Raw genomic sequence first — 22,495 nt, forward strand, 5'->3', positions numbered from 1 at the left:
TTCTAATTTTACAGATTTTTATTTTATTAATAAAATTTTAAATTATATTTAAAAATAGTTACTTATTTTACTTTAGCATATTTGAAATATGGTAAAGTTTTAAGATGATTTAAAACATAATTTGCAGATAATCCTATAAAAATACCTGTTATTATACCAGTAATAGATAAAAGAGGAAGATATAAAAATATACTAAAATTATTTAGTATAAGTGATGCTGCTAATAATTGGCCTACATTATGAAATACAGCAGCAGAAGCGCTAACGCCAATTACAGAAACATGCTTACCTCCAAGTTCTTTGACTATAACTGTAATTATAAAACTTAAGATTCCACCAGTAACACTATATAATAGTGATGAAACACTACCACCTAAAAGTGCAGCTAGGAAAATTCTTAAAAATAATACAAGAAAAGACTCTTTATAGTTATCTAAGGTATAAACAGATATTATTATTATCAGGTTAGCTAATCCAAGCTTTGCACCTGGAGCTATAAATGGGGTAGGTATCATACGCTCGATTAAAGACAATATTAAAGCCATAGACACTAGTAGAGACATATATACCATTTTAGAAGTTTTATTTAGTTTCATAATATTTAATGTGAAAGTATCATATCATCTAAACTTTCACTTTCATCTCCTTTAATTTCTATTATTAATTTGTGAGGTAAACATACAAGAGTTTCTCCTACTTTAGAAATAGATCCTTGCCTTACACATAACTTATCACTACAATTAGCATCTAATATTTGAATACTACCATCTTTTATAAGTATTTTATTAATACCATGAGAAGTTTTTATATCTAGTGTTTTTTCTCCTTTAAATGATGATAAATCAATTGTATCATAAACTTTTCCTGATAGTTTAATATTAGCATAAGTTGATGAGTATTCTTTAGATAATGACTTTGAAAATATTAAATGTGGAGTAAATGATAAAATTAACAGAAAAACTATAATAACAACATCAAGTTTTTTTAAAGTTTTCATAAAACGTTTCTCCTTAAAGTTCAGTATATAACCCATTATACTGAATTTTAAGAAATAGGAAAATAAAATAGTGATACAAATAATTTATACTGTATTAAAAAAAACTATTAATATATATGTTGTAAAACGTTGTATAATCCAGTTAGAGGTAATTACATAAAAAATGTAAATGTGGAGGGAATATTATGAAAAGAAAAGTTTTAGTAGGATTATGTGCAAGTTTATTAACATTATCACTTGTAGGTTGTTCATCAACACCTAAGGAAGAAGCACCAGCAAAGGAAACACCAAAAACAGAAGAAACAGCATCAGGAATGAAAGATGGAGTTTATGAAGCTGAAACTAAAGAAGCTGATGAAAATGGTGGAAAAGCAAGAGTAAGTGTAAAAGTTGAAAGTGGAAAAATAGTAGAAGCTAGCTACAATGAATTCACTGATGATGGAGATAAGAGAGCAAACGAAGGATACAATAAAATGATGAAAGAAAAGTCTGGAACTAATCCATCAGAATATGAACCAGCAATAGAAAAGCAAATAGTAGAAGCACAATCTGCTGAAATAGATGGAGTAACAGGAGCAACACATTCATCTGCAAAAGCTAAGACATTATTTGGAGCAGCTTTAAAAAATGCAAATGAAGGAAAAGCTGAAAAAGAAGTAGTTGAAGTTAAATAATTAACGGTGCTGTTAGTATAGGTTAACCTATACTAACAGTTTTTTACATATAAGGAAATTATACTTTAGGGCATTAGTGAAGTGAATTTTTTATACATAAATCTTACACTCTGAATATTTAAAAATCCATAAATAAATAAGATAAACCTTTTTGATTTTAAATTTAGTTATAAAAAATTTAAAATAGCTACAATAATCTTAAATAAAATTATACAAAATATTGAATTATTAGTTAAAAATAGATAAAATGTAATGAGAATAGATATTATTTACTATAAAATATTAATAATTTATATCTAATGTAGTTTAATTAAAAGGAGAATAGAAATTATGGGGAAAAAAGTAATTGTTATAATAACAACAATTATTTTGGCCATTGGTTTAGTAAGTTGTGCAAAAGAAGATTCTAACAAGCAACTTAGCAGAACTGAATTATTTATGGGTACTACGGTAAAAGTAACTCTTTATGATAATGCAAGTGAAAAACTATTAGATGACGTATTTAAACGTGTATCTGAAGTAGAGGACTTAGTTAGTATAAATAAAGAGGGAACTGAAGTAGGACTATTAAATGAAAATGCTGGAATAAAAGGCGTTAAACTTAGTTATTTTAGCTACAATCTTATTAAAAAAGCTTTAAAATACTCAAAACTTTCTCATGGAGGATATGATGTTTCTATAGGACCTTTAGTAAAGCTTTGGAGTATAGGTCTTCCAGAGGCAAATGTGCCAAGTGAAGATGATATCAAAGAAGTAATAAAAAATATTGATTACACAAAAGTCAAGATGAATGATTCTACAAAAGAAGTATTCTTAAGCGAAAAAGGGATGATGATAGACCTTGGTAGTATAGCTAAAGGTTATATAGCTGATGATATTGCTAAACTTCTTAAAAAGAATAACGTAGAAAGAGCAATTATTGATTTAGGTGGAAATATATATGCTATGGGTACAAAAGATAAGGAACATAAATGGAAGATAGGGATTCAAAACCCATTTGAAGATAGAGGAAATGTTATCGGAACAATTGAAATTGCAAATAAATCAGTTGTTACAACAGGAGTATACGAAAGGTTTATTGAAAAAGATGGAATTAAATATCACCATATCTTAAATCCTAAAACTGGATATCCATATAAAACAGACATTGCTGGAGTAACAATAGTTGCAGATGAGTCAGTAGACGCAGATGCTTTATCGACATTAATATTTACAAAAGGTTTAGATGAAGGATTAAAGTTTTTAGATGAATTAGAAACAGCAGAGGCAATATTTGTAATGAACAATAGTAAAGTCTATATAACAAAAGGATTAAAAGGAAACTTTAAGATAGTTAATGATAGCTTTGAGCTTTCTAATTAGATTTTAGGGGAGTGGATAATGATATGCGAATAAGTAGTTTAAGATATTTTTATGAAGTGGCAGAGTTAAAAAGTATATCAAAGGTTTCAAAAGATTTACATATATCACAGCCCGCTTTAAGTCATCAGCTTTTTAAGCTAGAAAAAGATCTTGGAGTGAAGCTTTTTGAAAGAAGTAATAGAGGAGTAGAGCTAACTAGTAAGGGAGAGATATTATACAAATACTCTAAAGAAATAATTAATATACATAATAATTTACTTGAAGAAATAAACTCAGAAAATTACGAAAGAAAAGAAATAAAAATAAATATGTCTAGCGTATATGCAAATTTCTTTATATCTACTATAGCTAGAGATATAGGTGAAATATTTAATGGATTTAATATAAGTATAAATAGGTACTTACAATCCAATGAAAAATCAATGCTTTTACATAACAAAGCAGATATAGTAATTGGATGCAACAAGATAAATGATACGGACCTTGTATCAACTCATATAGGAAGTAGTAAACTAATTTTAGTTAGTAAAAAATATATTGAATGCGACAAAGTAGATAAAAATACAATAGCTATACTTGATGATGACTCAAGTTCTAATTCTATTAAAATTAAAGAATTAAATAATATAAATTTTTGCTTGAAAACGGATTCCTTAGATACCATAAAAGAATACTTAAAAAATCCGAATACATCAGCAATTGTTCCAAAAATTGCAGTAGAGGAAGAGTTAAAGTTAGGAAAACTTATAAATTTATGTGAAAATGTAGCAGAAGGTAATTATGATTTATTTATAACTTATAAAAAAGATATAGGAAATGATATAAAGAAAAAAATTAAAATATTAAAAAAAGAATTAGAACATATTTTAAATAAAGAAGGTATAAAGTTAGTAATATAAAGGAGAACAAGATGAACTTAAAGGGCTATATAAATTTTGTTGAACTTCCAACAAAAGTAGCTAGTGTGATTCCATTTATTATGGGGGTTGTATATAGCATATATAGATATGGCGAAATAAATGTTGTTAATTTAACAATAATGTTTATATCAATGATAACATTTGATATGGCTACAACAGCTATTAATAATTATTGTGATTACAAAAATGAAATAAGCCATCAAGGTGAAAATTATCAAGGGAAAAATCCAATACATGTACATAGAATTTCACAAAAAGCAGGTCTACATACAATAGCTATATTATTAAGTATAGCCACTATATTTGGTATACTACTTGCATTTAAAACAAATATATTAATCCTATGTATAGGTGTGATTTGTTTTTTTATAGGAATATTTTATACATTTGGACCTATACCAATATCTAGAATGCCATTAGGAGAAGTATTTTCTGGTATATTTATGGGTCTTTTTATACCATTTATAACTATATATGCAAGTATATATGATAAAGAATTTTTTGGAATATACATAGAAGGTAGCATGATATTAGGGAAGTTTAATTTTATAGAAGGTACAGCTATATTAATGGTATCAACACCTTTAATATGTGGAATTGCAAATATAATGCTTGCAAATAATATATGCGATTTAGAAGAAGATATTAAAGTTAGTAGATTCACATTACCATACTACATAACAAAAGATATAGCTATTAAATTGTATAAGTACATATATTATTTTGGATATATAGTTATTTTACTGTCAGTGATAGTTAAAATATTACCAAATTCGACATTATTAACTATTTTAAGTTTATATATAATACAAAAAAATATTAAAATATTTGAAAAAAATCAAATTAAATCACAAACATTTATTACAGCTGTAAAGAACTTTATGATACTAGGTATATCATATATAGTTAGTATCGCCATCAATCTAATATAAAAAATATAACTAAGGGGGAATAGTATGTCGACTAAAATTGTGATTTTAGGTGCAGGATATGCAGGTGTCCATGCCGCTAAGAAATTAGCAAAGAAGTATAAAAAAAATAATGAGGTAGAGATTACATTAATAGATAAGAACCCTTATCATACATTAATGACTGAATTACATGAAGTTGCAGGAGGTAGAGTTCCTGAAGAGTCAGTAAAAGTTGATCTTTACAGAATATTCAATAGAACTAAGGTAAATGTTGTGGTTGATTATATAGAAAATGTAGACAGCAATAACAATGTAGTTAAAACAAATCAAGGTGAATATAGCTATGACTATTTAATTATAGGAGTAGGAAGTGAGCCAGCATTCTTTGGTGTTGAAGGAGTAAAAGAAAATGGATTTACTCTATGGTCATTAGAAGATGCTCTTAAAATAAAAGCTCATATAAAAGACAGAGTTAAAGAAGCTTCTTATGAAAGAGATGCAGAGAAAAGAAAGAAGATGCTTACTTTTGTAGTGGCGGGTTCAGGATTTACTGGAATAGAGATGGCAGGAGAACTACTTGAGTGGAAAACTACATTAGCTAGAGAATATAGAGTAGATGAAAGTGAAATAAGATTATTAGTAGTTGAAGCTATGTCAACTATATTAAACATGTTAGATAGAAAACAAGCTAATAAAGCTGAAAAATATATGGTTAAACATGGAGTAGAAATATTAAAAGATTCTCCAATAGTGCAAGTAACAGAGGAATCTATAAAGTTAAAAGATGGAACAGTTATTCCAACTGAAACTTTAATATGGACTTGTGGAGTACAGGCAAACCAAGATTTAAGTGATATGGATGTTGAAAAAGCTAGAGCTGGTAGATACTCTGCTAATAAATATATGCAATCACAAGGTAGGGAAAATATATATGTTGTTGGAGACGTTGCATATATAGAAGAAGAACCAGGAAAGGAAAATCCTCAAATAGTTGAAGCTGCAGAACAAACAGCAGTAACAGCGGCTAAAAATATAATAGCTTCTATAGAAAATAAGGAAAAAGTAGAATTTAAATCTAATTATCATGGATTTATGGTTTCTATTGGTGGAAGATATGCAGTAGCAGATTTAATGGGAATAAAGTTATCTGGTTTCTTTGCAATGGTAATGAAACATCTTATAAATATGGTATACTTATTTGGAGTAAACAATGTACACGCAGTATATAACTATCTTCAACATGAATTCTTTGCAATGAAGGAAAGAAGATGTATAATGAGAGGCCACCTATCATCTAAAGGAAACAGATTATGGTTAGTGCCTTTAAGAGTTTATATAGGTGCATTATGGTTAATGGAAGGTCTTAAAAAGTTAATTGGTGAAGGAACATGGGATACAATGTTTGCAAAAGCAGGAGAAGCTTCAAGCATTGGTGGGTATATTAATGAGTTAGTAAATAATGTAGCAATTGGAGCTGACAGCTGGGTAAGAGCAGGAAATGTTAATATGCCGTTTGAATGGTTACATGACGCAGTATCTGGAGCATCACAAGCAGTTGATGGAGCAACAAATATGCCACAACCAATTTTAGAAACAGTACCAAAGCTTTATGAAGAAATAATGAGAATATTTATGCCAACTCCAGAGGTTGCAGTATTATTCCAAACAATGGTAGTAATAGCTGAAATAGGTATGGGGTTATGTTTAATAGCAGGATTATTTACATTCTTAGCATCAGCAGCGTCAGCATTTATGACAGTTAACTTTATATTATCGGCTATGGCTGGATGGGAAATCTTATGGTACACATTTGGAAGTATAGCATTAATGTGTGGAGCAGGTAGAACATTCGGATTAGATTATTATGTAATGCCTTGGATTAGTAATCTGGTAGGCAACTTCTGGATGGGTAAGAGAAGACCAATCTATGAAGTACATGGAAAATCTGATTCTTTAGCAAAATAGTTACTAAAGACATAAAAATTAAAAGCAGGAAGAGATTCCTGCTTTTTAAATAAATTTTATTAAAAATTATTAAGACAACAAAGTGAGGGATGAGTATGAGTAAATTTTGGATAGATTATCCCATAATTGATAAAGAAATTGAAAAAGTAAAAAAGCAAATTGCACAAAATGCAAAATGTAAGGACAAGATTATAGAAAGTAGTATATTAGAATTGTTAGAGTCAGGTGGAAAAATGCTAAGACCTGCCTTTACAATAATAGCTTCGAAGTTTGGAGAATATAATGAAGAAAGAGCACATGCATTTGCGTCAGTAATAGAAATGTTTCATATGGCAACATTAGTACATGATGATATTATAGATGAAGCCGAATTTAGAAGAGGAAAAGAAACTATACAGTCAAGATATGGTAAAAACTATGCAGTTTATATAGGTGATTACCTTTTTTGCTTATGTTTTAGAATATTAGCCACTACATCATCAATAGAAAGAGGAATTGATGTAGATACGAAAGTTATGTCTCGTATATGTATGGGAGAGATAGAACAGCTAAATTCAAGATATGATAAAGACGTATCAGTGAAAGATTATTTAAAAAGAATATCAGGTAAAACAGCTGAGTTATTTTCATTAAGTTTGTATATAGGAGCTGCAGAGAGTTTATGTGATAAAAAAACGTGTAGATTATTTTGGAATATAGGTCATAATATAGGTATGGCATTTCAAATACTAGATGATATATTAGACTATACTGCAACAGATGAAGAAATAGGAAAAAAATCAGGAAAAGATTTAGAAGATGGTATATATACACTTCCATTAATTTTAGCTATAAAAAACAATCATAAAGAAATTAAAGAAGCTTTAGATAAAGATAGATACAATGAAGAAGAAATAAAAGGCATAATAAAGTTAGTTAGAGATAATGGTGGTATAGAAGAATCAATAAAAATTGCAGAAAAGTATTCTAAAAAAGCATTTAGAGATATAAATAAATTACCAGACAATGAATATAAACAAATACTTATAGAAGTTACAGAAAAGCTTATAAGTAGAAAATATTAATATAAAATTCGCTTCGCTCATGTCGCCAACGATCTTGGAAGGCAGGTCCGTTGCTAAAAAAAGTGGCGTCTACAAGGGGGAATTCGTAGACGCCTTTATTTTATATATATACTTATTAGGGGGAGATATATATTTTCCGCTCTCAATTATAATTATTAACAAAAAATAACTTTATATACGTATTAAACCAAATAAGTATAAAAATAGCCACCTATTCAGGGGGGGGGAGAAATAGGTGGCTTAGAATATTTTGGGGGGAAAGAAATTTTTATATCCGATCATTAATTATAATACTAACAGGAGTTTTGATATTCATATTATTTGGTTTTGTAAGAGAAACTCTACTTTAAGCTTCTCTTAATATAACATATGATATAATTACAAAAAATGACACAAAATAATAAAAAATATTTTTTTTATTATTTATTGTAAAATATTGTCTAAATTGACTGTAGATTTAAATTCATCAAATCCGATTCTATCTATGTAAGAACCTAGTCGTTCTTTACCAGTTGCATTACTTGAATATATTTGTACGATTTCATCAACTACATCTAAAACCTTATCATCAGGTATATTAATAGCTAATTTATCACCTAGTCTTGGAACATTACCACCTTTACCACCAACAAAAACTGCCCACCCTTTAGGCATACCCATTAGTCCTATATCACGAGTATGATTATCTGAACAGCTATTAGGACAACCACTTACTCCAATTTTTAGTTTATTAGGAAGATTCATTCCGTGATATCTATCGTCAAGTTTAAGTCCTATAGACACAGAATCTCTAAACCCTCTTTTACAAAATGTTGTTCCAGGGCATGTTTTAATACTTCTAACGCATAATCCTATAGCAGCACCAGGCTTCATTCCTAAATCATCCCAAGCATTATCAATATCTTCTTCTTTCAATCCAACTAAAGCAATACGTTGAGCGGCGGTTATTTTAATTGCACCAACATTGTATTTATCTGCAACATCAGCTAGTTTTCGAAGTTGGTCAGATGATATTAATCCAGCAGGAACATGAGGTGCTATTGCATAAGTTTCTTTATCTCTTTGTAATACGGCACCTTTTTCAAGTAAATCTTTCATAATAATACCTCCTTTATACAGTAATAATAGTATATGGAAATAAATTAATTTTATATATGTAATAATTAAAAATAAGCATATATATTTTATTAGAATATAAGTAAATATTTATTATTATTATAAGGGCATAATAAACATGTATTTAAAGTAATTACTAATATGTATTATTTCCCAATAAGGCTCATATATGATATAATATACTAACATTAAAAATAAAAACTAGGAGTGTGGTAAAGGTTGGATTTGACCGGTATTTTGATTCAGATAGGATTTTAGTAATATTACTTATAGGTTCGGGGTTCTTTTCAGCATCTGAAACAGCTTTAATGTCTTTAAGTAAAATAAGAATGAGACATATGAAAGATGAAGGAGTAAAAGGAGCTAAATTAGTTAGTTCTTTAATAGAGGAGCCTAATAAATTACTAAGTTCTATATTAGTAGGTAACAACGTTGTTAATATAGCAGCAACATCAATATCAACATCATTATTTATGTCGATATTAGATGGGAAACCTGGAGCTGTACCACTTGCAACAGCTGTTATGACTATATTAGTATTAATATTTGGAGAAATAACTCCAAAAACAATAGCAGCAAATAATTCAGAGAAAGTGGCACTTTTTGTATCTAAACCAATAAAGTTAGTTATATTTATAACTGCACCTGTTGTATGGATATTTAATATAATCACAAATGTGATATTTAAGTTATTTGGTATAAAAGATAAGGGAGTACAACCATATATAACTGAAGAAGAATTAAAGACTATGGTAAATGTAAGTCATGAAGAAGGAGTGCTAGAAATAGAAGAAAGACAAATTATTAATAATGTATTCCAATTTGGTGATATGCAAGCTAAAGAAGCCATGGTTCAAAGATTAGATATGATAGCTATAAATACAGAAGATAGCTATGAAGAAATAATAGAGATGTTTAAAAATGAAAAGCTAAGTAGACTTCCTGTTTATGAGGACTCAATAGATGATATTATAGGTATACTTAATATAAAAGATGTAATATTTTTAAAAGATGATGAAATAAAAAACTTTAATGTTAATAATTATATAAGAGAGCCATTCTTTACATACGAATTTAAAAAGATAACTCAATACTTGAAGAGATGAAAAAAGAAAAAAGTCAAATGGCCATAGTTGTAGATGAATACGGTGGTACATCAGGATTAATAACTATAGAAGATTTAGTAGAAGTAATTGTTGGTGATATAGAAGATGAGTATGATGAAGAAGAGGATGATATAATAGTAATACAAGAAGATGAGTATATTGTTGAAGGTAGTACAAAAATAACAGATATAAATGAACTTATAGGTGTTAAGTTAGAATCAGATGAGTTTGATTCTATAGGCGGTTTTATAATAGGTCATTTAAGAAGATGGCCTGAAGAAAATGAAGTTATTGAATTTGATAATATAAGATTCTGTATAGAAAGTCTAGATAAAAATAGAATAAAGAAAATAAGAATTTTTACATAAAACACTGCTTATAGCGGTGTTTTTTATATATAAGCAAAATTATTATAAATAAAAATGATTGTATATTAAAATAAAATAACGGAAAATGTAGAAAAATATAAACATTAAATGGTAAAATAATGGTAATACTTAATTATATATGGATTACTGATCAACAGAAACTAAAGAGAGAGGGATTAAAACATGAGAGAAAAAGTAGTAGAAAGATTTTTGAAATATGTTACATTTGATACGACTGCAGATCCTAAAAATTCAAACTGTCCATCAACAGAGGGACAAAGAGTATTTGCTAACTATTTAGTTGAAGAATTAAAATCATTAGGACTTACAGATGCCAACGTAGATGAAAACAGTTACGTAATGGGAACTTTAAAAGGCAATGTAGAAGGTATAGAAACGATAGGATTTATATCTCACTTAGATACAGCACCAGATGTTACAGGTAAAGATGTGAAACCAAGAATAGTTAAAAACTATGATGGAAAAGATATAGTACTAAATTCAGAGCTAAATATAGTTACAAAAGTTAAAGATTATCCAGAGCTTGCTAAATTTGTAGGTCAAGATTTAATAGTTACTGATGGTACTACATTACTTGGTGCTGATGATAAGGCTGGTGTAGCAGAAATAGTTACAGCTATAGAGTACCTAGTAAATAATCCTCAGATAAAACATGGAGATATAAAAATAGGATTTACTCCAGATGAAGAAATAGGTAGAGGAGCTAATTTATTTAATGTTGAAAAGTTTGGAGCTAAATACGCTTATACTATAGACGGTGGTATAATCGGTGAGCTTCAATATGAAAATTTTAATGCAGCAGGAGCTACTATAACTATACAAGGAAGAAATGTTCACCCAGGCGCATCTAAAAATAAAATGGTTAATGCACTACATATAGCAGCTGAAGTATCTGAAATGTTCCCTAAAAGTGAAAGACCAGAAACTACAGAAGGTTATGAAGGATTCTATCACTTAAATGATCTAAATGGTAATGTTGAAAAGGCAAGTATGGTTTATATAATAAGAGATCATGATAAGCAAAAGTTTGAAGAAAGAAAAGCTTATATGACTGAAAGTATAAATAAGTTAAATGAAAAATATGATGGAAGAATAACTTTAGATTTAAAAGATCAATATTTTAATATGAAAGAAAAAGTAGAGCCTGTTAAGTTTATAGTTGATATAGCAAAAGATGCTATGAATGAAGTTGGAATAGAACCACTTATATTACCAATAAGAGGTGGTACAGATGGAGCTAGATTATCATTTATGGGTCTACCATGTCCAAATATATTCACTGGAGGATTAAATTTCCACAGTAAAAATGAATGTATACCAGTAAATTCAATGGAAAAATGTGCTCAACTTATAGTTAAGATAGCCGAAAAATACGTAGAAAGAGGGTAAATAAAATTTACCAAAGAGAATAAGTTATTTTATATATAAAATAGGTATTGGATTAATCCAATACCTATTTTTATTAAATTTATTATTAATTATCTAACTCTATAATTTCTCCACTATTTATATCTATTAAATTTATATCTAAATCTAACTCATGGTGATCTTCACCCATTACTTCTATAGTTGCAACTGAATGACTTCCATCTTTAGGTATAGATGTAGAACCGGGATTTAAAACTACTAAATTTTCATCAAGGTATAGCTCTTTTACATGAGTATGTCCAGATATAAGAACACTAGCATTCATAGATTTTGCTTTCTTTATCATTTCTTCTTTTGATTCTACATATCCATGAGTAACTAAAACTCTAAGTTTTCCAAATTGGCTTACAACATAAGGTGTTTGAATAGGATGGTCTATAACCATTTGGTCTACATCAGAATCACAATTACCTTTAGCGATAAGTATATTTTGAACTTCATTTAATCTTAAAGCTAACTCTTTTGGATTATAACCTTCTGGTAGAGGATTTCTTGGTCCATGGTATAATACATCACCACCGTGTAGTATAAAATCACAATCATTTAAAGTATCTAAAGCTTTTTCAAAATAAAGTAAACTTCCATGAGTATCACTCATTACTCCTATTTTCATATTAAATTCCTCCTAAGTATATATTATAAAAATTTTTCAGAGACTCTACTCCAGAATTCATAATTTGACATTCTAAGTAAGTTTATTTTTATATCTGATACAAAAACCTTTATATCGGATATTTGATTATATCTATGTTCAACACCATCAATAACTATTAACAGAGAATCTTCAAATCTATATTCAGGAATAACATTTATTATAGATTCACTAGAAAAAATTATGCTAGATGTAAAACATCTATAAGCATTTGTATTTATAGGATAAAGTGGTGTAAGTTGCATAAGGTTTAAACTCGAATCTACAATACTTCCACCAGCAGCATAATTATATGCTGTAGACCCTGTAGGAGTAGATATAATCATTCCATCACCACTGAAATTTTGTATATGTTTATCATTTACTTTTAAATTAAGATGAATAGTTCTAGATTTATCACCCTTTACTACAACCTCATTTATAGCAAATACATCTAAGCAATGTTTATTAGTGCATATACTAGCCTGTATAAGAGAGATATCTTGAATAAGATAATCCTTTTTTAAGTAAGCTTCAATAAAAGCGTCTATATTATCAGGAGAAATATCCGGAAAAAAACCAAGATGCCCTGTATTTATTCCAACAACGGGTACTTCAGGAAATTCAAAATCATGAATTGTTTTTAAAAAAGAACCATCACCGCCAATTGATATAATTAGTTCTGTATCTGGATGGAAATCATCTCTTACTTCAAACCCTGCATCTATAAGTTTTTTAGATAATAGCTCCTTAGTCTCTAAAGATTTTAAAACTCCATTTGAGTTTATAGTAATAATTCTTTTCATTTTTCCACCCCTTCATACTTTGTATTATAACATAATTTTATAAAACTATAAGTTAATTTATTCTATATGAATGAAGGCATATATTAATAAAATTGAAGTAGACATATTTATATTAACAGTATATACTGAATATATACAGTATATATAGATAATTAAAAAAGAAAGGAGAAATCATGAACATTATAATAAGTAACTCATCAGATATTCCTATTTATAAACAGATAGTAAATCAAATAAAAAAATCAATAATAGAACAAGATATTTTGCAAGGTCAGTTACTTCCATCAATAAGAACACTTGCTAAAGATTTAAATATAAGTGTTATAACAACAAAACGAGCTTATGAAGAGCTTCAAAAACAAGGCTTTATAGATATAGTAGCGGGAAAAGGAACATTTGTATCAGGATTTAAAAAGGAAATAGTATTTGAGGAAAAGGTAAAACAAATAGAAAGTAAGCTTGAAGAAATAATAGAGATATCAAAAATGATAGATTTATCAAAGGAAGAAATAATAGAAATTTTAGAGTGCATATATGAGGGGTGATTAAATGCTTAAAATTGAAAATCTAAGTAAAAATTTAGGAAGCTTTAAATTAAAAAATATAAATATAAATTTAGATGAAGGCTTTATTATGGGAATTGTTGGACCAAATGGTTCAGGAAAAACTACACTTATGAAACTTATAATGGGTTTATTAGATGCAGATGAAGGAAATATAAAAATATTTAATAAAGAAATTAAATATTACCCTATAGATATAAAAAATAATATTGGTTTTGTATATGATAGCTTAGATTTTTATCCTCATCTTAAGATTAAAGATTTCAAAAAGATCATGGAATTAATGTATGAAAAATTTGATAAAAATAAATTTAATAATTACCTAAGTAAATTTAATTTAAATGAAAAATTTACTATAAAACATTTATCTAAAGGAGAATCTGTTAAGTTAATGTTAGCAAATGCACTTAGTCATGATGCAAAGCTTTTGATTTTAGATGAACCTACAGCTGGGTTAGACCCTATAATTAGGAAAGAAATATTAGGATATTTACAAGAATTTATTGAAGAAGGAAAAACAAGTGTAATAATATCAACACATAATACAGAAGAATTAGATAAAATAGCTGATTACATAACTTTTATAAATAGAGGAAAACAAGTATTTACAATGGATAAAGAGAGCTTAATAGAAGATTATAAAATAGTTAGGGCATCAAGGGAAGAATTAGAAAAGCTTAGTAAATTTATAATTGGTATGAAAAATAATAAATATTACAGTGAAGCTTTAATTAAGTTAGATACTATGGAAGCTATTGATATATTAAAAAGTATTGAGATTATTAGTATAGAAAATTCAGTTATAGAAGATGTAATGTATTATTATGTGGAGGGGAAAAATAATGCTTAATTTAATTAAAAAAGATATAATAACAAGCATAAAAACAGAAGGTATAAAAAATATAAAATATTTATTTATATTTTTAATATCTTATATAATATTTAGAGATCAACATTATTATATAACGCCTGTATTTATAAGTTATTTAATACTAGCAAATACTTTTTATTGTGATTATGAAAATAATTCAAGAAATTTTATAAAAAGTATGCCAACAAGTAAAGAAGATATAGTTTATTCCAAATATATAATGGGGGCAGCTACAATACTTATAATAACTATACTTTCTACAATAATAAATCAAATATTTTCTATATTTTTACTTAGAGAAGTAGTACTAGATGATATATACTTTGGAGTAAATTCATTTTTAGTAATTATATCCATAATACTACCTCTGTATTTCAAATTTGGATACTATAAAGTCAGAGGGCTATGCGGATTTATAAGTGTATTTATTTTGATTTTTTACATAAATACACTAAGTATGATTTCAGATAAAGTATTTTATAGCTCAAGGTCAGATTATTTTATTAGTTATGGACCATTAAGTTCAATTGGAAATGTAATAATTAATTTTATTGAAAATGCTAGTTCAAAATATTTAAATTTAAATACTATTACGTTTATAACTCTTATAATTTTTATAATATCAATGTATGTGTCTCTAAAAATTATAAAGTCTAAAAATTCAAACTATTAATATTAGGGAGGGAGAAATATGAAAAGATTTATAAAAATTTCAATAAGCATACTAATAGTATTTACAGTATTTTTTATAGGTAATAAATTAATATTTAAAGATATGATACATGTAAATGATTATGAAGAAACAAATATAAAAGAAATAAGAGTAGATTTATATGATAAAAAGGAAGTTAAAGAAGGTACTATATTTAAATTTAAAATAAAGAACGAAAGTAAATATACTTATAGGTTAAATAGTGCAAAATTAATTTTTCAAAGAAAGATAGAGGAAGAAAATGAAGAGGTAACACATTTTGGATCTAACATAGAATTAACTTCATATGAAAGAAATATGGGAGATAATGAAAATCATGTTAGTGAAAGTGATAAAATGTTTTTATATGGAATAAAGCCTTATAAAGAAGGATATGTAGAGTTTTTATTTCCAAAAGGATTAACTTTAGACAAAAACTATTTTGATTTATATTCTGTAAATATAGATTTTGACGGAAGATATACAGTTGATTTACCATTTTTAGAAACTGGATGTATAAATGTACAACAAGATAATAGAAGTCATTCTTTTAATTTCGAAGCACATAATAAAAATTAGTCTATCAATTGATAGACTTTTTTACATATAATTTTCAGTTACTAAGCTTAAAATGTTTCGCCAACACAGTTACTCGAGCAATGTACATTTTTTGTAGGCAATTGGTAACATGAGTAAAACGAATTTTTTATTTGGGAACAATTTAAAAATAACAATTTGGGGTATTTTATAATGTATAAAATATTATTAACGATAGAGGGCAATATGGACAAAAATAAACTAAAGAAAATATTATTTATAAACTTTATAACTATGACAACATTTAACATGGCTCATCCTGTAACTCCAACATTAATAAATATATTGGGACTACCTACATATATGTTTGGAGTACTTTATTCAACTATGGCAATTGCTCAGTTTGTAATGTCTCCAATATGGGGAGCTATGTCTGATACAAAAGGAAGAAAAATATTTTTAATAATAGGAGTATTAGGATATGGAATAAGCCAACTCGGATTTGGTCTTTCGCAAACTACAAGTACGATTTTATTATTTAGAATACTAGGAGGAGGAATGTCAGTTGGCTTTATAACAGTGGCAACTGCATATATAAGTGATGTATCTACGAAAAAAGAACGAGTAAAATATATGGCTTATCACACTGCAACTGGATCTATTGCAAGTTCAGCAGGAGCACTTCTTGGAGGAACAATAGGTAGTTTTGGATATAAGTACGCTTTTATAAGTCAATTTATATTATCTATTATAGTAGCAATAATAATTTATATTTTAATTGATGAAACCATAAATAATAAATATGGAAAATTTAAAATTTACTTAAACCACTTAAAACCTAGTAAAAAATCAGTTGATTTAAAGTCTACTATAGGAATAATGATGATAGTAATGACTTTAATTACGATATCAACAACATCTTATAATTCAACGATAAATTATTATATAGAGTCAGTATTAAATATGCCAACTACTGTAAACGGAGCAGTTATGGCGGTAGCAGGAATAATAGCTTTAATAATGAACTTATTTGTTAATCCATATTTAGGTAAGAAGTTTAATGAAAATAAAAGTATAATATATGCATTAGTAATAGCAGGGATTTCTATAATAATATCAAGCTTGAGTAATAATATATTTGTAGCTTTACTTTTCTTAAGTTTATTTATAGCATCAAGCGCACTAGTTACTCCTATGCAGCAAAGTATAGTATCTAAGTTAGCTAAAGATAACTATGGAGAGGTAATGGGAATTCAAGGTTCATTTAAAGCGATAGGTATGATTACAGGATCTTTAGTTTCTGGATTTATATTTGATTATGGAAATAAGTTACCATTTATATTAGGTGGTATATGTTGCTTAATTGCATTTTTAATTTTAGTAAAAAGTTTTAGCAATAAGAATGTCAAACAATAAAGAATTATAAATAATCAAAAAGGCTTTAGTTTGTATAATAAATTAAAGTCTTTTCTTTAATTTAGTCAAAAAAAGCATCTATATATTAAAAAAATAGTGTAAAATATATAATGTTATTAGCAAAAAGGAAGTAGGTGTAGATTTGTTTAAAAAAGAAGGTCAGAAATATAACCTTATATCATATATAAATGATGAAGAATTAACTTTAAAAGAAGTATTATTAGATAAATTAAACTTCTCAGTAAGATCTTTATCTAAAATGAAAAGAGAACAAAGTGTATCAGTGAATGGTGAATTTAAAAAGCCAAGTACTAAGATAAAAAAAGGTGATTTGATAGAAGTAAAAATAGAAGAAGATATGGCTAACTTTGAACCACAAGATTTAAATGTAGAAGTATTATATGATGATTTTGACTTAATAATGGTAAATAAGCCACCATTTATGGTAGTTCATCCAACTAAAAGTCATTATGATAAAACTATTGCAAATGCTGTAACAGACTATATTATAAAAAATAATGAAAAAGTAAAAATAAGATTTGTAAATAGATTAGATATGAACACATCAGGTCTTGTAATAGTTGCAAAAAATGCCTATGCACATCACACATTATCCCAAGATATGAGTGAAGATAAGGTTGAAAAAACTTATATAACTGTTGTAAAAGGACAGGTTTTAGATAATGAAGGAACTATTAATAAGCCTATATATAGACCAACTGAAGATAGTATAAAAAGAGTTATAGATGAAAAGGGACAGGCTTCAGTAACTCACTATAAAGTACTTGAAAGATTAAATGATGCTACTGTATTAGAGGTAAAGCTTGAAACAGGAAGAACTCATCAAATAAGAGTTCATATGGAATCTATAGGCCATGGAATAATAGGTGATGAACTTTATGGTCATGTTGATGAAAATCTTATTAATAGACAAGCTCTACATGCGTATAGTTTAGAGTTTAACCAACCAAGAACTAAAGAAAAATTAAGTTTTAAAGCAGATTTACCAAGTGATATAAAAGATTTAATAGAAAAATTAAGATAGATAAAATATATAAAAGATTGAGGTGCAGGAAATATGATAATACATAAGTTTATAGTACATGTTCTAGATAAAAATAGTGACGTGCCAATATTAAATGATTTTGAAGGGAAAGTTAATCAAGAAGTAGATAAGTTTTTCCAAAAGGTTATAAAAAGAGTTACTAAAGATGATGATCTAAGAAAAGGTGTATTTAAAAATTATAATGATAATACAATAAAAAATTGCTGTGAGCAAATTATATATGATGAAAGTACATTTTTAGAAAATTCTAAGGAAATAGCAGCATACCTGTTTGATATTATGAAAATTAATGCAGAAATAGAATCTTGTGACTTAGCAGTATGTTTATATACTGTAAAAGATGAAAAATATGTGGCTATATTAAAGTTAGATTATAAGAAACTTTACACTCATTCAATAGAATTTATAGACGATAAATTTAATATACAAATGGTTGCAAATGAAGTAGGTATACCAGAAACTGGTAGACAAAAGCAATGTGCAATAATTGGAACAAGCGGTATAAATGACGAATTCCATTTAAGACTTTTAGATAAAGATGCTGAAAAAGAAGAAAGTGAATCTAAGTTTATAACAGAATTTTTAAATGCTGAGAAGATAGAAGATGATAAATACAAGACTAAAGTGTTTAAAAACTCAGCAGAAAACTGGATTACAAATGCATTAAGTGATGATATAAAGCAAGCAGAAGATGTTAGAAGCATATTAAACTATACATTAAAAGAAAAGCATGAAATAGATATTCATGATTTTGTAGAAAATTCTATAAAAGATGAAAATCTTAAAGACAGTTTTAAAGAACATATGGAAGATAAAGGATTAGAGGAAGGCTTTAGTATAGATAAAAAATGGGTTGAAAAGAAGCTTAAAAAGAGAAGTATAAAAACAGATAATGGATTTGATTTAAAAGGAAATTTAGCTGACTTTGAGGATCCAATGAAATATAGCGTAAGACAAAATCCAGATGGAACAATAGATATAGTACTTAAAAATATAAAATTCTACGAAGAAAAATAAGTATAGATAGTATGAAGATAGTTAATATTTTCATACTATTTTTTGTACATGCACAAAGATAAATATACAATCATATTTATAAATAAGAGAACTATTAAATTGTTACATATCAAGTTAAGGAGGAGTATAAATGGATCAAATAACAGGATTTTTTAGAGGATTTGATTGTATAGATGATAACCCACTTATTTTATTTTTAATAATAGGAGCTATAATTTTTTTATTTATGGGCAATGGAGATATAGGATGCTTCTTTGAACAAAATAATTCATTTATTTGGATTATACTTATAGTGTTCTTAGTGTTTATGTTTAATAATAACAATGATTGTTGTTGCTAGAATTAAATATATAAATAATAAAACCGAGCTTAAATGCTCGGTTTTATTATTTATTATCTTCTATAAACTTAGCTATATCGCCTATAGTCTTGAAGTGTTCAGCTTCTTCATCTGGAATTTCTATTCCAAACTCATCTTCAAGTGCCATTATAACTTCTACAGCATCTAAAGAATCCGCTTCTAAGTCATCTATTAAAGATGTTTGTGGAGTTATTTTGTCTACATTATCTATCCCTAGTTGTTCTGCTATTATTTCTTTTATTTTTTCAAACATTGTAAACCTCCTAAAAGAGTTGATTAATTTTAATTGTAGTTTAATATAATATGTAAAAAAATTCAATATACAATTATAAAAAAGTAATAAATTTTTAGTAAAAGAATATAAATTATAATATAAATTTACACATAGGAGGAATTGTTATGAAATATATAGGATTGGTAGTATCATCAATCGGAGTATTTTTAATAATATTAACAAACTTATATTATAATTCAGTGACATTAGATATGCAAAAGATAAAGGACTATGTATTTGAAACCAATATTATATTAGAGGATATATTGGAAAAAGAAGAACATGTTAAAGAAAAGAAGGATGAGTACATATCGAGGTTGGTATCTATAAAAAAAGGTATTACAAACTCTAAAACAACATTTTTAATAAACGACTACAAAGAGTATAAAATAAAATCAATAGATAGTTTAATACAAAGTATATCAGAACATAAGAATAAGGAAAAGCACTTAGAAGATGCAGATAAATACAATAGCTTGTGTGATGAAGAATTAGACAAATTGGCTAATAAGAGTTTTAAAGAGGTAACTTATTTATCAGCTATGACATATACTTAAAACAAGAAAGCTTTGAATTAAGGGGGGAAGGTCATGGCAAAATTAGAAGATGCGCTATCCCGTTTTTTTGGAGGCGATGATGGCCTTTTTGGCAATGGAATGCTAGTAATTATAGTATTAATATTTATTGTACTATGCACAGATATATTAGATGGCGTTTTAGAAGATGACAGCATATGGATATGGATTATATTAATTATACTTTTATTATTTAATTTTGATGATAATTGTTGTTAGTATTTGGTTTAGAAGAAATCCTAGTGATTTCTTTTTTTATATAAAAATAGTACAAGCAAAAAAATGAAACTATAAAACAATAAAATGTAACAATTTAAGCCACAAATACATAATATTTATTAAGTAGGTAGAAATAATAATTGCCTATAAATAAAAAAGGGGGCATTAAAATGTCAAATGAGCAAGGCTTACAACGTTTCTTTGGTGGAGGTATATTTGGTGGAGGTGGACTAGGAATAATAGTGCTACTAATACTAGGAGCAATACTTCTATTAGGAGATGACCTTATAGAATGGTTGTTCTGCGACGATATGGCTCTAATATGGATAGTATTATTAATACTACTTTTAACTAATTTTGATTTTGATGGTGGATGCTGTTGTTAATAGCATTAAGGGGGGCTCAGGTAGAGCCTCTTTTTTTATTTGAAAACATATTAAAGTAAATCAAATTTTTATTAGAAATTTATAAAAAATAATAACACTTTTTAAAGAGTTACATAGTATAGTATGGAGAAGGTAAATAACCTAATAACAGCTGAGTACTTGCATAAATTAGAGTATCTATATATTAGGAGGGGATTTGTGTGAGTAATAAATTAAGTAGAGTATTTGATTGTTTTGGTGGAGGTGGATGGTGGATAATAGTATTATTCTTCCTATTCTTAGCTTTCCAAGAATGCTGGTCTGAAATATGCATAACAGATTGGATTCCATTTTTAATATTACTACTAATAGTTTGTTCTTGTGGCTTAGGTGATGATGATTGTGGATGCTTAGACAATAGTTTTGACTGCGGATGTTAATTAAGTAAGGCAAAAGAGGGTGCAATTGCACTCTCTTTTGTTTTTTGTTAGTATTTTTTGTTTAAAAATTAAAAATTAAATTTAGAGCAAAAAAACACTATCACAAATTATATAGCTTGCATATTATATCTTAAGAGCGAAAGCTCAAAATTAAATATCAACAGGAGGTAGCAAAAATGCTAGATAGATTTTTTGGTGATGATGGATTCTTTGGTGCAGGTGCTTGGTGGATAATAATATTATTCTTCTTATTCTTAGCTTTTGGAGATACATGGTGTGATATAGACATAATGGCTTGGATACCTTTCTTAATATTATTATTAATACTTTGCAGCTGTGGTATATGGGATTAATAATTTATAGCTTTAGTAACAAAATCAAATTAAATTCATAGTATATACTATGGTAACGGTTAGTTAAATATATAATCAGCTAGCCAATGGTAAATATTATTTAACATATTTATCAATAAATTCTTTATTAGTGGGAGGGCTTTTATATGTTAGATAGATTCTTTGGAGATGGATGTTTTGGTGCAGGTGCTTGGTGGATAATAGTATTATTCTTCTTATTCTTAGCTTTTGGAGATTGCTGGGCTGATATAGACATAATGGCTTGGATACCTTTCTTAATATTATTATTAATAACTTGTTCTTGTGGCGGATTATTTGACGATGGATGCTGCTAATATTAAGTAATAAAAAACGTTGGTATTAAATACCAACGTTTTT

27 protein-coding genes and 1 pseudogene are annotated in these 22,495 nt (G+C 27.3%); 22 read left to right on the plus strand and 6 right to left on the minus strand.

All coding sequences use genetic code 11. The features are described 5' to 3' along the window. Positions 1-62: 62 nt before the first annotated feature. Entirely contained in the window at positions 63-596 is a 534-nt protein-coding gene (locus tag JWF52_RS13430; protein WP_208334056.1) for a Gx transporter family protein, read from the minus strand. 5 nt (positions 597-601) lie between these two features. Beyond that, on the minus strand, positions 602-997 hold the full coding sequence (locus tag JWF52_RS13435; protein ID WP_208334057.1) for a NusG domain II-containing protein: 396 nt from the start codon (positions 995-997) through the stop codon (positions 602-604). Positions 998-1,182: 185 nt separating this feature from the next. Between JWF52_RS13435 and JWF52_RS13440 the strand changes: the two genes are divergently transcribed. The 6 genes from JWF52_RS13440 (at position 1,183) to JWF52_RS13465 (ending at position 7,893) form a co-directional block, all read left to right on the plus strand. After that, positions 1,183-1,671, plus strand: coding sequence for an FMN-binding protein (locus tag JWF52_RS13440; protein ID WP_208334058.1), 489 nt, complete (start codon positions 1,183-1,185; stop codon positions 1,669-1,671). Between the two features lie 330 nt (positions 1,672-2,001). Then, positions 2,002-3,033, plus strand: a complete 1,032-nt coding sequence (locus JWF52_RS13445) for an FAD:protein FMN transferase (protein ID WP_208334059.1) — start codon at positions 2,002-2,004, stop codon at positions 3,031-3,033. Between the two features lie 23 nt (positions 3,034-3,056). Next, positions 3,057-3,932 (plus strand): LysR family transcriptional regulator, encoded by an 876-nt coding sequence (locus JWF52_RS13450; RefSeq protein ID WP_208334060.1) that lies wholly within the window; start codon positions 3,057-3,059, stop codon positions 3,930-3,932. A gap of 11 nt (positions 3,933-3,943) precedes the next feature. Beyond that, positions 3,944-4,885 carry a 1,4-dihydroxy-2-naphthoate polyprenyltransferase gene (locus JWF52_RS13455; RefSeq protein ID WP_208334061.1) on the plus strand — a complete coding sequence of 314 codons (942 nt, stop codon included), beginning with the start codon at positions 3,944-3,946 and terminating at the stop codon, positions 4,883-4,885. A gap of 24 nt (positions 4,886-4,909) precedes the next feature. Continuing rightward, on the plus strand, positions 4,910-6,829 hold the full coding sequence (locus tag JWF52_RS13460) for an FAD-dependent oxidoreductase (RefSeq protein WP_208334062.1): 1,920 nt from the start codon (positions 4,910-4,912) through the stop codon (positions 6,827-6,829). A 95-nt stretch (positions 6,830-6,924) separates the two neighbouring features. Further along, positions 6,925-7,893: a polyprenyl synthetase family protein gene (locus tag JWF52_RS13465; protein WP_208334063.1), complete on the plus strand. Its 969-nt coding sequence runs from the start codon at positions 6,925-6,927 to the stop codon at positions 7,891-7,893. A gap of 423 nt (positions 7,894-8,316) precedes the next feature. Here JWF52_RS13465 and JWF52_RS13470 read toward each other — a convergent pair whose 3' ends face one another. Next, entirely contained in the window at positions 8,317-8,994 is a 678-nt protein-coding gene (locus tag JWF52_RS13470; RefSeq protein ID WP_208334079.1) for a ferredoxin-like domain-containing protein, read from the minus strand. Between the two features lie 266 nt (positions 8,995-9,260). On the opposite strand from JWF52_RS13470, the pseudogene JWF52_RS13475 reads away from it, so the two are divergent. Both JWF52_RS13475 and pepT read left to right on the plus strand, forming a co-directional pair. Continuing rightward, a pseudogene (locus JWF52_RS13475) lies at positions 9,261-10,483 on the plus strand (HlyC/CorC family transporter). Between the two features lie 183 nt (positions 10,484-10,666). Beyond that, on the plus strand, positions 10,667-11,893 hold the full coding sequence (gene pepT, locus JWF52_RS13480) for a peptidase T (RefSeq protein ID WP_208334064.1): 1,227 nt from the start codon (positions 10,667-10,669) through the stop codon (positions 11,891-11,893). 85 nt (positions 11,894-11,978) lie between these two features. On the opposite strand, the gene yfcE is transcribed toward pepT, so the two are convergent. Both yfcE and JWF52_RS13490 read right to left on the minus strand, forming a co-directional pair. Then, complete coding sequence (gene yfcE, locus JWF52_RS13485) at positions 11,979-12,545, minus strand: phosphodiesterase (RefSeq protein ID WP_208334065.1); 567 nt, start codon at positions 12,543-12,545, stop codon at positions 11,979-11,981. Between the two features lie 23 nt (positions 12,546-12,568). After that, the gene (locus tag JWF52_RS13490) at positions 12,569-13,369 is read right to left on the minus strand and encodes an NAD(+)/NADH kinase (RefSeq protein ID WP_208334066.1); all 801 of its coding nucleotides are present in this window, start codon (positions 13,367-13,369) and stop codon (positions 12,569-12,571) included. A gap of 173 nt (positions 13,370-13,542) precedes the next feature. On the opposite strand from JWF52_RS13490, the gene JWF52_RS13495 reads away from it, so the two are divergent. From JWF52_RS13495 to JWF52_RS13530, 8 genes are all read left to right on the plus strand, one after another. After that, entirely contained in the window at positions 13,543-13,914 is a 372-nt protein-coding gene (locus JWF52_RS13495; RefSeq protein ID WP_208334067.1) for a GntR family transcriptional regulator, read from the plus strand. 4 nt (positions 13,915-13,918) lie between these two features. Further along, positions 13,919-14,782 carry an ABC transporter ATP-binding protein gene (locus tag JWF52_RS13500; RefSeq protein WP_208334068.1) on the plus strand — a complete coding sequence of 288 codons (864 nt, stop codon included), beginning with the start codon at positions 13,919-13,921 and terminating at the stop codon, positions 14,780-14,782. Next, positions 14,775-15,476, plus strand: a complete 702-nt coding sequence (locus JWF52_RS13505) for an ABC-2 transporter permease (protein ID WP_208334069.1) — start codon at positions 14,775-14,777, stop codon at positions 15,474-15,476. The genes JWF52_RS13500 and JWF52_RS13505 overlap by 8 nt, the downstream gene beginning before the upstream one ends. Before the next feature lie 18 nt (positions 15,477-15,494). After that, entirely contained in the window at positions 15,495-16,073 is a 579-nt protein-coding gene (locus JWF52_RS13510) for a hypothetical protein (protein WP_208334070.1), read from the plus strand. Positions 16,074-16,244: 171 nt separating this feature from the next. Beyond that, positions 16,245-17,447, plus strand: a complete 1,203-nt coding sequence (locus tag JWF52_RS13515) for an MFS transporter (protein ID WP_208334071.1) — start codon at positions 16,245-16,247, stop codon at positions 17,445-17,447. Between the two features lie 142 nt (positions 17,448-17,589). Further along, positions 17,590-18,492, plus strand: a complete 903-nt coding sequence (locus JWF52_RS13520) for an RluA family pseudouridine synthase (protein WP_208334072.1) — start codon at positions 17,590-17,592, stop codon at positions 18,490-18,492. Positions 18,493-18,525: 33 nt separating this feature from the next. Further along, a complete protein-coding gene (locus JWF52_RS13525; protein ID WP_208334073.1) occupies positions 18,526-19,530 on the plus strand; it encodes a nucleoid-associated protein in 1,005 nt (334 codons plus the stop codon). Positions 19,531-19,660: 130 nt separating this feature from the next. Next, on the plus strand, positions 19,661-19,870 hold the full coding sequence (locus tag JWF52_RS13530; protein WP_208334074.1) for a hypothetical protein: 210 nt from the start codon (positions 19,661-19,663) through the stop codon (positions 19,868-19,870). 46 nt (positions 19,871-19,916) lie between these two features. On the opposite strand, the gene acpP is transcribed toward JWF52_RS13530, so the two are convergent. Further along, positions 19,917-20,144: an acyl carrier protein gene (acpP, locus tag JWF52_RS13535; protein WP_042275824.1), complete on the minus strand. Its 228-nt coding sequence runs from the start codon at positions 20,142-20,144 to the stop codon at positions 19,917-19,919. 146 nt (positions 20,145-20,290) lie between these two features. Between acpP and JWF52_RS13540 the strand changes: the two genes are divergently transcribed. From JWF52_RS13540 to JWF52_RS13565, 6 genes are all read left to right on the plus strand, one after another. Continuing rightward, positions 20,291-20,722: a hypothetical protein gene (locus JWF52_RS13540; protein ID WP_208334075.1), complete on the plus strand. Its 432-nt coding sequence runs from the start codon at positions 20,291-20,293 to the stop codon at positions 20,720-20,722. Positions 20,723-20,755: 33 nt separating this feature from the next. Next, positions 20,756-20,959 carry a hypothetical protein gene (locus tag JWF52_RS13545; RefSeq protein WP_208334076.1) on the plus strand — a complete coding sequence of 68 codons (204 nt, stop codon included), beginning with the start codon at positions 20,756-20,758 and terminating at the stop codon, positions 20,957-20,959. Positions 20,960-21,129: 170 nt separating this feature from the next. Further along, on the plus strand, positions 21,130-21,345 hold the full coding sequence (locus tag JWF52_RS13550) for a hypothetical protein (RefSeq protein WP_208334077.1): 216 nt from the start codon (positions 21,130-21,132) through the stop codon (positions 21,343-21,345). Between the two features lie 200 nt (positions 21,346-21,545). Next, positions 21,546-21,764, plus strand: coding sequence for a hypothetical protein (locus JWF52_RS13555; RefSeq protein ID WP_208334078.1), 219 nt, complete (start codon positions 21,546-21,548; stop codon positions 21,762-21,764). 176 nt (positions 21,765-21,940) lie between these two features. Beyond that, positions 21,941-22,117 carry a hypothetical protein gene (locus JWF52_RS13560; RefSeq protein WP_147568554.1) on the plus strand — a complete coding sequence of 59 codons (177 nt, stop codon included), beginning with the start codon at positions 21,941-21,943 and terminating at the stop codon, positions 22,115-22,117. A gap of 146 nt (positions 22,118-22,263) precedes the next feature. Continuing rightward, a complete protein-coding gene (locus JWF52_RS13565; RefSeq protein WP_042275812.1) occupies positions 22,264-22,452 on the plus strand; it encodes a hypothetical protein in 189 nt (62 codons plus the stop codon). Positions 22,453-22,495 lie beyond the last annotated feature (43 nt).

The organism is Clostridium sp. CCUG 7971 (assembly GCF_017590215.1).
Classification (GTDB): Bacteria; Bacillota; Clostridia; order Peptostreptococcales; family Peptostreptococcaceae; genus Faecalimicrobium.